We start from the raw sequence: 12,631 nt of genomic DNA on the forward strand, positions 1-12,631 counted from the left end.
CGCACCAGGGAACATTGCACCGCCAGCGCGGTTGAGACCCCTGACGCCAGAGATGCAGGAGGAAAGCGCCATGGCCCATGCAAGTCGCAAGAAATTCGGGGCAGGGCAGCAGGATCAGGGCAAGGGCGACGCCTCGGGCGGCATGACCCCCGGCACGGCCGAGAACCTGCCCGAGAACGAGGTTCTGTCCAACCGCGACACCGCGCGGCATTCGCAGCAGCGCGGGCTCGACAGCCGGCATGTGCAGAACCAGCAGCACCACGACCACGCCGGCAACCGCGAGCGCGCGGAGGGGGGCGACCTGCCCGACCGCCGCCCGGATGACGGGCCCATCCGCGACGAACCCTGATGGCGCCGCGTTCCTTCTGGAAGGGCTATCTGAAGCTGTCGCTGGTCACTTGCCCGGTGTCGATGATGCCGGCCACCGGCGAGGGCGAGAAGCTGCGCTTCCACACGCTCAACGCCCGCACCGGCAACCGCGTCGTCAGCCGCTATGTCGATGCCGAGACCGGCAAGCCCGTGGCCGAGGAGGACGAGGTCAAGGGCTATCCCCGCGGCGAGGACGACCACGTGCTGCTGGAGGATGACGAGATCGCCTCGGTGGCGCTGGAAAGCGCCCGCACCATCGATATCGACATGTTCGTGCCGGCCGATTCGATCGGCTGGATCTGGTATGACAAGCCGCATTACCTGGTCCCGGACGATCCCATCGGCGAGGAAGCCTATGGCGTGATCCGCGACGCCATGGGCGCGACCGGGACGGTGGGCATCTCGCGGCTGGTGCTTTACCGCCGCGAGCGCGCGGTGATGCTGGAGCCGCGCGACAAGGGCATCGTGCTGTGGACCCTGCGCTATGGCGACGAGGTGCGGCCCGAGGCGGATTACTTCGACCGGATCGGCGACGAAAAGGTCGATGCCGGGCTGCTGAAACTGGTCACGCGGCTGATCGAGGAGCGTAGCGTGCCCTGGGAGCCCTCGCTGGTGGCCGATCCGGTGCAGGAGAAGCTTCTGGACATCATCGCGGCCAAGACCAAGGGACGCAAGCGCGCGGTCAGGGCGAAGCCCGAGGCGCCGGCCACGGCGGGCAATGTCATCAACATCATGGAGGCGCTGAAGAAAAGCATCGCCTCGGAAAGCAAGCCCAGGCGGCGCTAGCCTGCCTTCCGGCGGCGGCTGCGCGGTGCCTCGAGCGGTGCGGCGGCGGCGCGAAAGCCGTCCCAGGGGTCCGAGCCCAGCGTGGCCAGCCGCGTCGGCATGTTCTGCAGGGTGAACCAGGCCGGGCCGATGCCGGCGTCCAGCTCGTCCCAGCGCAGCGGGGCCGAGACGGCGGCGCCGGGCCGGGCGCGGGTGGAATAGGCGGCGACGGCCGTCGCGCCGCGCTGGTTGCGCAGATAGTCGATCAGGATCCTGCCCCGCCGCCGCGCCTTGCTGATGGTCGAGACATAGCGGCCGGGATCGTCGGCAGCCATGGCATCGGCCAGCGCCTTGGTGAAGGCCTTGACCGCCGGCCATTCCGCCTGCGGGCGCAGGGGCGCGACCACATGCAGCCCCTTGCCGCCCGAGGTCTTGACGAAACCGGCAAGGCCGTGATCCTCGAGCCGCCGGCGCAACTCCCGCGCCGCCTCGACCACCAGCGGCCAGGCGACGCCTTCGCCGGGGTCGAGGTCCATGGTGATCATGTCCGGCCGTTCCCAATCGGCGGCGGTCGCGCCCCAGGGGTGGATCTCCAGCGCGGCCGATTGCACCAGCCCCATCAGCCCGTCCAGATCCTCGATGCCGATCAGCGGCTCGCCCTGCGGCTCCTTGGGATCGCGCAGCAGCGAGATATGCGGGTTCAGCCCCTTCCAGGCGTGCTTCTGGAAGAACCGCTCGCCGTCGATGCCGTTCGGGCAGCGCAGCAGCGCCAGCGGCCGGCCGGTGATCCAGGGCGCGATCCAGCGCCAGACCTCGGCATGGTAATCGGCCAGCCCTTCCTTGGTCACGCCTTCCTCGGGCCAATAGAGCCGGTCGGGATGGGTCAGCCGCACCCGCCGCCGCTGCGGCGCCGGGGGTTTCGCGGCAGGCTGCGCGGTTTCGCGCACGATCTCGGCCGCGGGCTTGTCCTCGCGCAGGCCGCGGAAGGCGGCGTGGCGCAGGTGGCCGTCGGCGGTCCAGGCGCGGAACTCGACCTCGGCCACCAGTTCGGGGCGGACATAGCGGGCCTGCCGCGCCTCGTCGGTGGTCAGGCGTTGGGCAAAGGGACTGTCGGGGATGCGCATCCGCTCCAGCCGGCGGAACAGATCCTCGGCCACGGCGGCGGAAAAGCCGGTGCCGACGCGGCCGACATGCTGCAAGCCGCCATTCTCGTAAACGCCCAGGATCAGCGAGCCGATGGCGCGGCGCGACACCGACGAGGGGACATAGCCCGCCACCACGAATTCCTGCCGGGCCGAGCATTTCGACTTGATCCAGGCCCGGCCGCGCCCGGCGCGATAGGGCCCGTCGCGCAGCTTCGACACGATCCCCTCGAGGCTCAGCCGGCAGGCATGGCGCAGGACCAGCGCGCCGCCTTCGTCGAAATGGCTGCTGAACCGCAGGATGCCGCCTTCCTGGCTCAGAAGCCGGCCGAGCAGCGCCTTGCGCTCGACCAGCGGCACCCTGCACAGGTCGTATCCGTCCAGATAAAGCAGGTCGAAGGCGTAGAAGGCGAAGCGGTCGGACCGCCCGGCGCTGAGATCTGCCTGCAGGGCCGAGAAATCCGAGGCGCCGGCATCGGTCTCGACCACCAATTCGCCATCCAGGATGGCCGCGCCCACCGGCAGGTCGCGCAGGGCGGCGGGCACGGCCTTGCCGAAGCGCGTCGTCCAGTCCAGCCCGCTGCGGGTCAGAAGCTTGACCCGTCCCGCCTCGATCCGCGCTTGCAGGCGGTAGCCGTCGAACTTGATCTCGTGCAGCCAGCGTTCGCCCTGCGGGGCGGCCGAGGCCAGCGTGGCCAGCATCGGCTCGACGAAACCCGGCATCGCCGCCTTGCGCGCGCCCTTGACCGCCGCCGGTTCGGGCGGCTCGGGGTCCGGCTCCGGCGCGGCCCTCGGCTTTTTCGCCCGCCCGGCCGGCTTGCGGATGCGCCCGGTCTTCGAGGACCAGCCCGGCGCCTCGCCCGCGACATCGGCGATCTGCCGGCCGGTCTTGACCGATTCCGGCCGCTCTTCCAGGATGTCGGGCGCGTCCTTTGTCCGGGCGAATTCGTCCTCGCCCTTGATCAGCAGCCAGTTCTCGCGCTTTTCCCGCGGCTTGCCGCGCATGCGGACCAGATGCCAGCGGCCATGCAGCTTTTCGCCATGAAGGGTGAATTCCAGATGGCCCTTGGCATAGCCCTGATGCGGATCGCCGACCGGCGTCCAGGTGCCGCGGTCCCACAGGATGACGGTGCCGCCGCCATATTCGCCCTTGGGGATGGTGCCCTCGAAATCGCCATATTCCAGCGGGTGGTCCTCGACATGCACCGCCAGGCGCTTTTCGCCGGGCACCAGGCTGGGCCCCTTGGCGACGGCCCAGCTTTTCAGCACCCCGTCCAGCTCCAGCCGGAAATCGTAATGCAGCCGCGTCGCCGCATGTTTCTGGACCACGAAGGCGTCGCCGCCCTTGCGGATGCGCCCGCCCTTGGGTTCCGGCGTCGCGGCGAAATCGCGTTTCTTGCGATAGGTCTCCAGCGCCATGGCTCAGCCGCCGCGTTGCTGAAAGCGGCCGGACCACGGGACGCGCAGGCCCGCTGCCGGCCGGTCCTGCCGCCCGATTGGCGGGTTGGTTCGGGCCTTTGCGGCAAGCGGTGGTCTCATGCTGGGGCCTCATTCCGGTTGAGGGGGCGTTCCGGCAGGGGGATTTTCCAAACCCCCTGCGCCGGCCTTGGTTCCCGTGCAAGGCGCAGGACCAAGCGAAATCGAGGCGGCCCGTTCGGCAGCCGTCCAGCCCCTGCCGTATCCGGCAGCGGGGCCGCGACCGCCAGGGGCAGGGCCGCCTCGACCCCGGAAACCGCCGGCCGCGACCGGGACCGCCACCGCTTTTGCGATTGCGTCCCGACTTGTCGGGGCACGAGAGGGACATCGCTTGCGCCGGCCTGTGCTTCCAAGGTGAATGTGAACCGGCCAAGCGCGCGAATGTTCCCGCAAATGCGCGGTCAGCCGCCCACCAGCCCCCAGCCCCGCTTCAGATCGGCCAGGAACCGCCTGCGCTCGGTCTCCCGCTCGGCCGCATCGCGGATGCGCAGCAGCCAGGAGGGATGGATGGTCACGATCATCGGCATGCCGCCCTCCAGCCGGCGGATCTCGCCACGCAGGGACGAGATCGTCGCCGGTCGCCCGAGCAGGCTGCGCACCGCCGTCGCGCCCATCGCCACCAGGACGGCGGGGGCCACCAGCTTGAGTTCCTGCCCCAGCCACCATTTGCAGCGGTCGATCTCGCCGGCATTGGGGCGGCGGTGCAGGCGGCGCTTGCCGCGGGGCGCGAACTTGAAATGCTTGACGGCATTGGTGACGAAGACCTGCCCGCGCGGGATGCCCGCCTCGGCCAGGATCTGGTCGAAAAGCTGCCCGGCCGGACCGACGAAGGGGCGGCCGGCAAGGTCTTCCTTGTCGCCGGGCTGTTCGCCTACCACCATCATCCGCGCCTGCCGGTGCCCTTCGCCCGGAACGACCTGCGTGGCGTGGAGATAAAGCGGGCAGCGCGTGCAGGCCGCCTCGGCCTGGGCCAGTTCGGCAAGCGAGCCGGCCTCAACTTCCGCGGTGGACATGCGCCGCCTCCTTCCCGGTCCCGCGGCCCTGCGGCCTGGGCGCACGCAGCCGGGCGGCGTGGAAAAATCCCATGGCTTTCATCCCGTCCATGTCGGGGCCAACCTTCCGGCCGCGGCTTTGTTCCACCGCCCGCGCGACCCTTGCGAGCCGCGCGCCAAGCGCCTAGAAGGCGGGGCAGCCTTGCCAGGGGAAATGCCATGCTCGACCATCTGACCTATACCGCCCCCGAACCGAAAACCATCCAGGGTGCGAAACAGGACTGGGAACTGGTCATCGGGCTGGAGGTCCATGCCCAGGTCGCCTCGAACGCCAAGCTGTTTTCCGGCGCCTCGACCGGCTTCGGGGCCGAGCCGAACAGCCATGTCGCCTTCGTCGACGCCGCCATGCCGGGGATGCTGCCGGTCATCAACGAATTCTGCGTGGCGCAGGCGGTCAAGACCGGGCTGGGCCTGAAGGCGGCGATCAACCTGGTCTCGGCCTTCGACCGCAAGAACTATTTCTATCCCGACCTGCCGCAGGGCTACCAGATCAGCCAACTCTATCACCCCATCGTGGGCGAGGGCGAGGTGATCGTGGACATGGCCCCCGGCGTCGCCCGCCGCGTCAGGATCGAGCGCATCCACCTGGAACAGGATGCCGGCAAGTCGATCCACGACATGGACCCGAACATGTCCTTCGTCGACCTGAACCGCACCGGCGTCGCGCTGATGGAGATCGTCAGCCGCCCCGATATCCGCGGCCCCGAGGAAGCGGCCGCCTATGTCGCGAAACTTCGCCAGATCATGCGCTACCTGGGCACCTGCGACGGCAACATGCAGAACGGCAACCTGCGCGCCGACGTGAACGTCTCGGTCTGCGCGCCCGGCGCCTATGAGCGCTACCAGGAGACCGGCGATTTCAGCCATCTCGGCACCCGCTGCGAGATCAAGAACATGAACTCGCTGCGCTTCATCCAGGCCGCCATCGACTACGAGGCCCGCCGCCAGATCGCCATCATCGAGGACGGCGGCAAGGTGGTGCAGGAAACCCGGCTCTACGACCCCGACCGGGGCGAGACCCGCTCGATGCGCTCCAAGGAAGAGGCGCATGACTACCGCTATTTCCCCGATCCCGACCTGCTGCCGCTGGAGATCGAGCAGGCCTGGGTGGACGAGATCGCCGGCGCGATGCCGGAACTGCCGGACGAGAAGAAGGCGCGTTTCGTCACCGAACTGGGCCTGTCCGAATACGATGCCGGCGTGCTGACCGCCGAGGTCGAAAGCGCCGACTATTTCGAGCAGGTCGCCGCCGGGCGCGACGGCAAGCAGGCGGCGAACTGGGTCATCAACGAGCTGTTCGGCCGGCTGAACAAGGAAGGGCTGAGCGTCGAGACCTCGCCCGTCTCGGCCGCCCAACTGGGCGGCGTGATCGACCTGATCGGCTCGGGCGCGATCTCGGGCAAGATCGCCAAGGAGCTGTTCGAGATCCTGTGGACCGAAGGCGGCGATCCGGCCCAGATCGTCGAGGCGCGCGGCATGAAGCAGGTCACCGACCTGGGCGCCATCGAGGCGGCGGTGGACGAGATCATCGCCGCCAATCCGGCGCAGGTCGAAAAGGCGCGGGCCAATCCCAAGCTGGCCGGCTGGTTCGTGGGCCAGGTGCTGAAGGCCACCGGCGGCAAGGCCAACCCGGCCGCGGTGAACGAACTGGTGGCCAAGAAGCTCGCCCTGGCCTGATCCGCCGCGGACAGCCGGCCCACGCCGCGGCGCGGCTTGGGCGGGGCAGGGCAAGGGGCCTTTCCGGCCCCGCCCAGCCGCGCAAGGGCAAGCCCTTCGGCCGTTTTCCGCCACGCGGTCCGGCCTATCGGCAAGCCTCCGCCATTCCCGCCTGGCATGAAAAACCCGCACCTTTCCGCCATGTCTGCGGTCTGCAGCAGCCTTCACTATGGGCCAGCGGGAGATTGCCCATCCTGGGCGATATGCTCGTGCTGCGGGGGCGAGTTTGGGTATCAAGATCAGACCCCTGAGGGCGCCCTCAGCCATCGTTCAGGATGGCTGGCACGAGGTCTGGCCCGAGATAGACAAGCCGTCTGGCTGGCATCCGGGCCGGCAGCTGCTGATACCGGAGCCGTTTCGCGACTGGCCGCCTCGTCCTGCATCGCAGGCGGGTCATCCTCGGATGACCTTGGCGGACACCCCCCATGGAAAAGGCCCCGCGCCGGAACGCGGGGCCGTGGTCAGGCGGGGCCGGGGATCACTCCTCGACCGTCACCTTGACCATGTAGTCGGGCTCGACCACCGCGCCATTGGCGGCCGGGTCGCCCTTCTTGATCGCGTTCAGCACGTCCCAGCCGTCGACCAGCTGGCCGACCACGGTATATTGCCCGTCCAGGAAGGTCGCCGGCGCCAGGTCGATGAAGAACTGGCTGTTGGCGCTGTTGGGATCCTGCGCCCGCGCCATGCCCACCGTGCCGGCCTGGAAGCTGACATCGTTGAACTCGGCCGCCAGGTCCGGCATGTTCGAGCCGCCCATGCCCGCCCGCGCGGTATCGCTGCCGTGCTTGCCGAATTCGACATCGCCGGTCTGGGCCATGAAGCCGTCGATCACGCGATGGAACACCACCCCGTCATAGGCGCCCGATTTCGCCAGCGTCACCAGGCGCTCGACATGGTTCGGCGCCTTGTCGTTGTAAAGGTCCAGCACGATCCGGCCCTTGGCGGCGCCCTTGGAATCGGCCACCTCGATCACCAGGTTCGGGCCCGGCCCGTCGGTGACGCCCGGCAGGCCCTCGGCCAGGGCTGGATGGGCGGCGGCGCCGGCGGCCAGCACCAGGGCGGGAACCAGCAGCTTATTCCACATCGGCCGCAACCTTCACCGAGATCATCCGGTCGGGATTCGCCGGCGGCTCGCCGCGGGCGATCTTGTCGACATGCTCCATGCCCTCGATGACCCGGCCATAGACGGTATACTGGCCGTTCAGGAAATGGTTGTCCTTGAAATTGATGAAGAACTGGCTGTTGGCCGAGTTCGGGTTCATCGAGCGCGCCGCGCCCAGCGTGCCGCGGTCATGCGGCAGGCGCGAGAACTCGGCCGGCAGGTCGGGCAGGTCCGAGCCGCCGGTGCCGGCGCGGCCCGGATTGTAGTTGTTCTCCATGTTGGCATGTTCCACGTCGCCGGTCTGGGCCATGAAGCCCTCGATCACGCGGTGGAAGGCCACGTTGTCGTATTTCCCGGCGCGGGCCAGTTCCTTCATGCGCTCGGCATGTTTCGGCGCCACGTCGGGCAGCAGCTCGATCACCACCGGGCCGTCCTTCAGCTCGATGATGACCGTGTTCTCGGGATCCTTGATCTCGGCCATGGGGGTCTCCTTCTGATGGCTTGGGCAAAGGCATAAGCGTTTCGCCCCGCCCAGACAACGCCCGCCGGCGCCGCGCGTTTCGCCGCATGCCCGGCTTCTGCCGCCGGTTGACGAAAATGTCATGATGCGGGAAAACCCCGGCGGGGGACGGTCAGCCCAACATGAAAGGGACATGAGCATGGCGGATTTCAACACGATCGACGACCTGGAGCTTGACGGCAAGGTGGTGCTTGTCCGCGTGGACGTGAACGTCCCGGTCGAAAACGGCCAGGTCAGCGATGCCACGCGGATCGAAAAGATCGTGCCCACCGTCAAGGACATCCAGGCCAAGGGCGGCATCCCGGTGCTGCTGGCGCATTTCGACCGCCCCAAGGGCAAGCGCGTGGACAGCATGAGCCTGAAGGTGGTGGTGCCCTCGCTCGAGCGCGCCCTGGGCCAGGAGGTCAAGTTCGCGGACGAGGCCATCGGCGGGCCGGCCAAGCGCGCCGTGGCCGACCTGAAGCCGGGCGATGTCCTGCTCTTGGAAAACACCCGCTTCTATCCGGGCGAGGAAACCAACGACGCGACCTGCGCCGCCTCGCTGGCCGCCCTGGGCCAAGTCTATGTCAACGACGCCTTCTCGGCCGCGCATCGGGCGCATGCCTCGACCGAAGGGATCGCGCGGCTCCTGCCCGCCGCGGCCGGCCGGCTGATGGAGGCGGAACTCAAGGCGCTGGACGCCGCGCTCGGCAATCCGCAGCGCCCGGTCGCGGCCGTGGTCGGTGGCGCCAAGGTCTCGACCAAGCTCGACCTGCTCGGCAACCTGATCGAGAAGGTGGACCACCTGGTCATCGGCGGCGGCATGGCCAACACCTTCCTGGTCGCCCAGGGCATCGAGGTCGGCAAGTCGCTGGCCGAGCGCGACATGGCCGATACCGCGCGCGAGATCATGGCCAAGGCGGAAAAGACCGGCTGCACCATCCACCTGCCGGTGGACGTGGTGGTGGCGCGCGAATTCAAGGCCGGCGCCGACAGCGAGACGGTGGCGGCGGACGCCTGCCCGGCGGACGCGATGATCCTGGACGCCGGCCCCGCCACGGTGGCGAAGATCCGCGAGGTCTTCGAGGCCAGCCGCACGCTGATCTGGAACGGCCCGCTCGGCGCCTTCGAGATCCCGCCCTTCGATGCCGCGACCAATGCCGCGGCGCAAGAGGCGGCGCGGCTGACCCGCGAGGGCAAGCTGATCTCGGTCGCCGGCGGCGGCGATACGGTGGCGGCGCTGAACAAGGCCGGGGTCTCGGGCGATTTCACCTTCATCTCGACCGCGGGCGGCGCCTTCCTGGAATGGATGGAGGGCAAGGAACTGCCCGGCGTGGCGGCCCTGCAAATGCGCTGAGCCCTGCGTGACGGGCTGCGAAAGGGCCCTTTGCGGGGCCTTTTCCGCCCGGAAATCTTGGGCCTTAAATCCTGGGCCTTAAATCCTGGGCCTTGCCGGATAGGCGCATTCGCGTCGGCGGCAGGGGGCACGGATGCGTCCCCTGCCGGCTGCGGTCAGTTCCCCTCGGCCGGCGCGGCTTCGCCGGCCGGCACGACCGGCGCGGTCGCGGCGGGCGGCGCGTTGCGCGAGACGTCGCGCGAGTCGGTGTCGAGGAACAGGATGTAGAGAAAGGCCCCGATCGAGACCACGAAGGCCAGTCCCAGCACCAGGAAGAAGGGCCGGTTCTGGCGGATCTGTTCGGGAATGCCGTCGGGATCTTCGTTCGCCATTGGAAATTCCCCCCAATTGCCCCCCCGTTCCAGCGCAAGAGCAACGCCCGGCGCCGGCAGGGGGTTCCGTTAGCGCAATCGCGATTGCCCTTGCCGGCTGGTCTGTTAATCAGCCCGCATTCAGACATGGAGTTCCCGATGCAGATGACCGATACCGTCCGCAAGATCCTCGCCAATTACGAGGGCGAAGCGCCGGGTGTGAAGGCACAGCTGGCCCGCATGCTGATGACCGGCAAGCTGGCCGGCACCGGCAAGATGATCATCCTGCCCGTGGACCAGGGGTTCGAGCATGGCCCCGCGCGCAGCTTTGCGCCGAACCCGGCCGGCTATGACCCGCATTACCATTACCAGCTGGCGATCGACGCCGGGCTCAACGCCTATGCCGCGCCCCTGGGCATGATCGAGGCGGGCGCCGACACCTTCGCCGGCCAGATCCCCACGATCCTGAAAGTGAACTCGGCCAATTCGCTCATGTCGGACACGGCCGGCAAGAACCAGGCGATCACCGCCTCGGTCGACGATGCGCTGCGGCTGGGTTGCTCGGCCATCGGCTTCACCATCTATCCGGGCTCGGACATGGCGCTCGACATGATCGAGGAGATCGTCGAGATGCGCAAGGAAGCCGCCGCCAAGGGCGTGGCGACCGTGGTCTGGTCCTATCCGCGCGGCGAGGCGATCAGCAAGGACGGCGAGACGGCGATCGACATTGCCGCCTATGCCGCGCAGATCGCGGCGCTGATCGGCGCCCATGTCATCAAGATCAAGCTTTCGACCGACCACCTGGAACTGGGCGAGGCGAAAAAGGTCTACGAGGCCAAGGGCATCGACATCTCGACCCAGGCCAAGCGCGTGGCGCATTGCATGCAGTCGGCCTTCAACGGCCGCCGCATCGTGGTGTTCTCGGGCGGGGCGGCCAAGGGCGCGGATGCGGTCTTCGACGATGCCCGCGCCATCCGCGACGGTGGCGGCAACGGCTCGATCATCGGCCGCAACAGCTTCCAGCGCTCGCGCGAGGATGCGCTGGAGATGCTGGGCAAGCTGGTGGACATCTACCTGGGCAAGGCCTGATTGCCGTGGGGCTCTGCCCCACACCCCGGAGTATTTTCAGAACGAAGAAGGGGCGTCCGGTTCGGGGCGCCCTTTTCCTTTGGCCTCGGAAGCCCTAGGTTCTGCGCCACAAGCAGAAGGATGGGTGCATGTCGTTTTTCTCGAAGCTGCGCGACCGGCTGACGCGGTCCTCGTCGAAGATCGGCGCGGGGCTGGACGAGATCGTCTCGGACGGCGCCGGCGAGGAAAAGCCGGCATCGGCGCCCGAACGGCCCGCCGGGCTGGCGCCGGCGCCCGCCCCGGCGGCGCAGCCCATGCCGGCCCCGGTCGCGGAGCCCCAACCCTCCGCCGATCCTGCCGCATCGCCCGACGCGCGTCCGGGGATGCTGGGCCGCATCTTCGGCCGCACGCCCGCCATCGCCGAGCCGCGCCGCGAACTGGACGACGAGATGCTGGAGCAGCTCGAGGAGATGCTGATCCAGGCCGACATGGGGGTCGAGACGGCGCTGCGCGTCACCGCCAATATCGCCGAGGGCCGCATGGGACGCCGCATTTCCGCCACCGAGCTGAAGGAGCTTCTGGCCGGCGAGATCGCCCGCATCATGACGCCGGTGGCCAAGCCGCTGCCGCTTTATCCCAAGCGGCCGCAGGTGGTGCTGGTGGTGGGCGTGAACGGCTCGGGCAAGACCACGACCATCGGCAAGCTCGCCAGCCAGTTCAAGGCGGCGGGCAAGAAGGTGGTGATCGCCGCGGGCGACACCTTCCGCGCCGCCGCCGTCGAGCAATTGCAGGTCTGGGGCCAGCGTGCCGGCGTGCCGGTGATGACCGCGCCCGAGGGCACCGACCCAGCAAGCCTTGCCTTCGACGCCATGACCAGGGCCGAGGCCGAGGGCGCCGACCTTCTGATGATCGACACCGCCGGCCGCTTGCAGAACCGCCAGGACCTGATGGAGGAACTGGCCAAGATCGTGCGCGTCATCCGCAAGAAGGATCCCAGCGCACCGCACAACACCCTGCTGGTGCTGGACGCCACCACCGGCCAGAACGCGCTGAGCCAGGTCGAGACCTTCCAGAAGCTGGCCGATGTCTCGGGCCTGGTCATGACCAAGCTGGACGGCACCGCGCGCGGCGGCGTGCTGGTGGCCCTGGCCGACCGTTTCGGCCTGCCGATCCATGCCATCGGCGTGGGCGAGCAGATCGACGATCTCGACGCTTTCGACGCCCGCGAATTCGCCCGCGCGCTGGTCGGGCTTGGGGACTGACCCCGGCTTCTTCGTTCTTCAAATACCCATGCGACCGCACAACCGGCGCGGGCGTCACGGCTTGACGAGATGCGCGTCCGTCCTGGTGTCCTCGACCGGCGCCACATTGCCCGCCGGGTCGGCCATGGGCTCGACCACGTCCTGCGGCGGCGTAAAGGGCGCGGTCAGCTCGGCGGTTCCCGCCTGCTTGTCATAGATGCAGACATAGCGGTCCACCCCGCCATCGGCGAGCGTGGTGATCAAGAGCGCCGCGCCATAGCTCTCCGAGCCGAAGGGGTTGACCTCGATCGCCGTCTCGCCCGCCTCGGGCGCCAGCGCCGTGCAGGCGCTCTCGACATCCTTGCGGAACTGCTCCCAGGCCTCTTCGGACGAGGCCAGCGCGGGGCTTGCGGACAGGATCAGCATCAGGGCGACCAGGCGCATCATCTTTCTCCCTTGGCGGTGCGGGACATCAACGCTTCCGCCCGGCCGCG

General features: G+C 68.6%; 12 protein-coding genes. 6 read left to right on the forward strand and 6 right to left on the reverse strand.

The genetic code is table 11. The annotated features are described in order from the left end of the window. The first annotated feature begins 70 nt into the window (after positions 1–70). The gene (locus tag E3U25_RS04245) at positions 71–349 is read left to right on the forward strand and encodes a hypothetical protein (RefSeq protein WP_072460798.1); all 279 of its coding nucleotides are present in this window, start codon (positions 71–73) and stop codon (positions 347–349) included. After that, entirely contained in the window at positions 349–1,155 is an 807-nt protein-coding gene (gene ku / locus E3U25_RS04250; RefSeq protein ID WP_116221108.1) for a non-homologous end joining protein Ku, read from the forward strand. The genes E3U25_RS04245 and ku overlap by 1 nt, the downstream gene beginning before the upstream one ends. On the opposite strand, the gene ligD is transcribed toward ku, so the two are convergent. Together ligD and E3U25_RS04260 are read right to left on the reverse strand one after the other, a co-directional pair. Beyond that, positions 1,152–3,695 (reverse strand): DNA ligase D, encoded by a 2,544-nt coding sequence (ligD, locus tag E3U25_RS04255; protein ID WP_116221107.1) that lies wholly within the window; start codon positions 3,693–3,695, stop codon positions 1,152–1,154. The two genes, ku and ligD, sit on opposite strands and share 4 nt — an antisense overlap. 458 nt (positions 3,696–4,153) lie before the next feature. Then, a complete protein-coding gene (locus tag E3U25_RS04260; protein ID WP_116221106.1) occupies positions 4,154–4,765 on the reverse strand; it encodes a UdgX family uracil-DNA binding protein in 612 nt (203 codons plus the stop codon). A gap of 198 nt (positions 4,766–4,963) precedes the next feature. On the opposite strand from E3U25_RS04260, the gene gatB reads away from it, so the two are divergent. Next, a complete protein-coding gene (gatB, locus tag E3U25_RS04265) occupies positions 4,964–6,481 on the forward strand; it encodes an Asp-tRNA(Asn)/Glu-tRNA(Gln) amidotransferase subunit GatB (RefSeq protein WP_114534921.1) in 1,518 nt (505 codons plus the stop codon). A 517-nt stretch (positions 6,482–6,998) separates the two neighbouring features. Here the strand turns inward: gatB and E3U25_RS04270 are convergent. Then, positions 6,999–7,604: a peptidylprolyl isomerase gene (locus E3U25_RS04270; protein ID WP_114534922.1), complete on the reverse strand. Its 606-nt coding sequence runs from the start codon at positions 7,602–7,604 to the stop codon at positions 6,999–7,001. After that, positions 7,594–8,103, reverse strand: a complete 510-nt coding sequence (locus E3U25_RS04275) for a peptidylprolyl isomerase (protein ID WP_011748208.1) — start codon at positions 8,101–8,103, stop codon at positions 7,594–7,596. Before E3U25_RS04275 ends, E3U25_RS04270 begins: the two co-directional genes overlap by 11 nt. 178 nt (positions 8,104–8,281) lie before the next feature. Here E3U25_RS04275 and E3U25_RS04280 point away from each other — a divergent pair, with 178 nt between their 5' ends. Beyond that, positions 8,282–9,478 (forward strand): phosphoglycerate kinase, encoded by a 1,197-nt coding sequence (locus E3U25_RS04280; protein ID WP_116221705.1) that lies wholly within the window; start codon positions 8,282–8,284, stop codon positions 9,476–9,478. A 155-nt stretch (positions 9,479–9,633) separates the two neighbouring features. Here the strand turns inward: E3U25_RS04280 and E3U25_RS04285 are convergent, their stop codons facing one another. Beyond that, entirely contained in the window at positions 9,634–9,849 is a 216-nt protein-coding gene (locus tag E3U25_RS04285) for a hypothetical protein (protein ID WP_072460793.1), read from the reverse strand. 138 nt (positions 9,850–9,987) lie between these two features. Between E3U25_RS04285 and E3U25_RS04290 the strand changes: the two genes are divergently transcribed. Together E3U25_RS04290 and ftsY are read left to right on the forward strand one after the other, a co-directional pair. Next, a complete protein-coding gene (locus E3U25_RS04290; protein ID WP_072460903.1) occupies positions 9,988–10,917 on the forward strand; it encodes a class I fructose-bisphosphate aldolase in 930 nt (309 codons plus the stop codon). Between the two features lie 128 nt (positions 10,918–11,045). After that, positions 11,046–12,158: a signal recognition particle-docking protein FtsY gene (gene ftsY / locus E3U25_RS04295; RefSeq protein ID WP_116221105.1), complete on the forward strand. Its 1,113-nt coding sequence runs from the start codon at positions 11,046–11,048 to the stop codon at positions 12,156–12,158. Positions 12,159–12,212: 54 nt separating this feature from the next. Here the strand turns inward: ftsY and E3U25_RS04300 are convergent, their stop codons facing one another. Next, complete coding sequence (locus tag E3U25_RS04300) at positions 12,213–12,581, reverse strand: hypothetical protein (RefSeq protein ID WP_116221704.1); 369 nt, start codon at positions 12,579–12,581, stop codon at positions 12,213–12,215. Positions 12,582–12,631 lie beyond the last annotated feature (50 nt).

This window comes from Paracoccus versutus, from assembly GCF_029909795.1.
Lineage (GTDB): Bacteria > Pseudomonadota > Alphaproteobacteria > Rhodobacterales > Rhodobacteraceae > Paracoccus > Paracoccus versutus.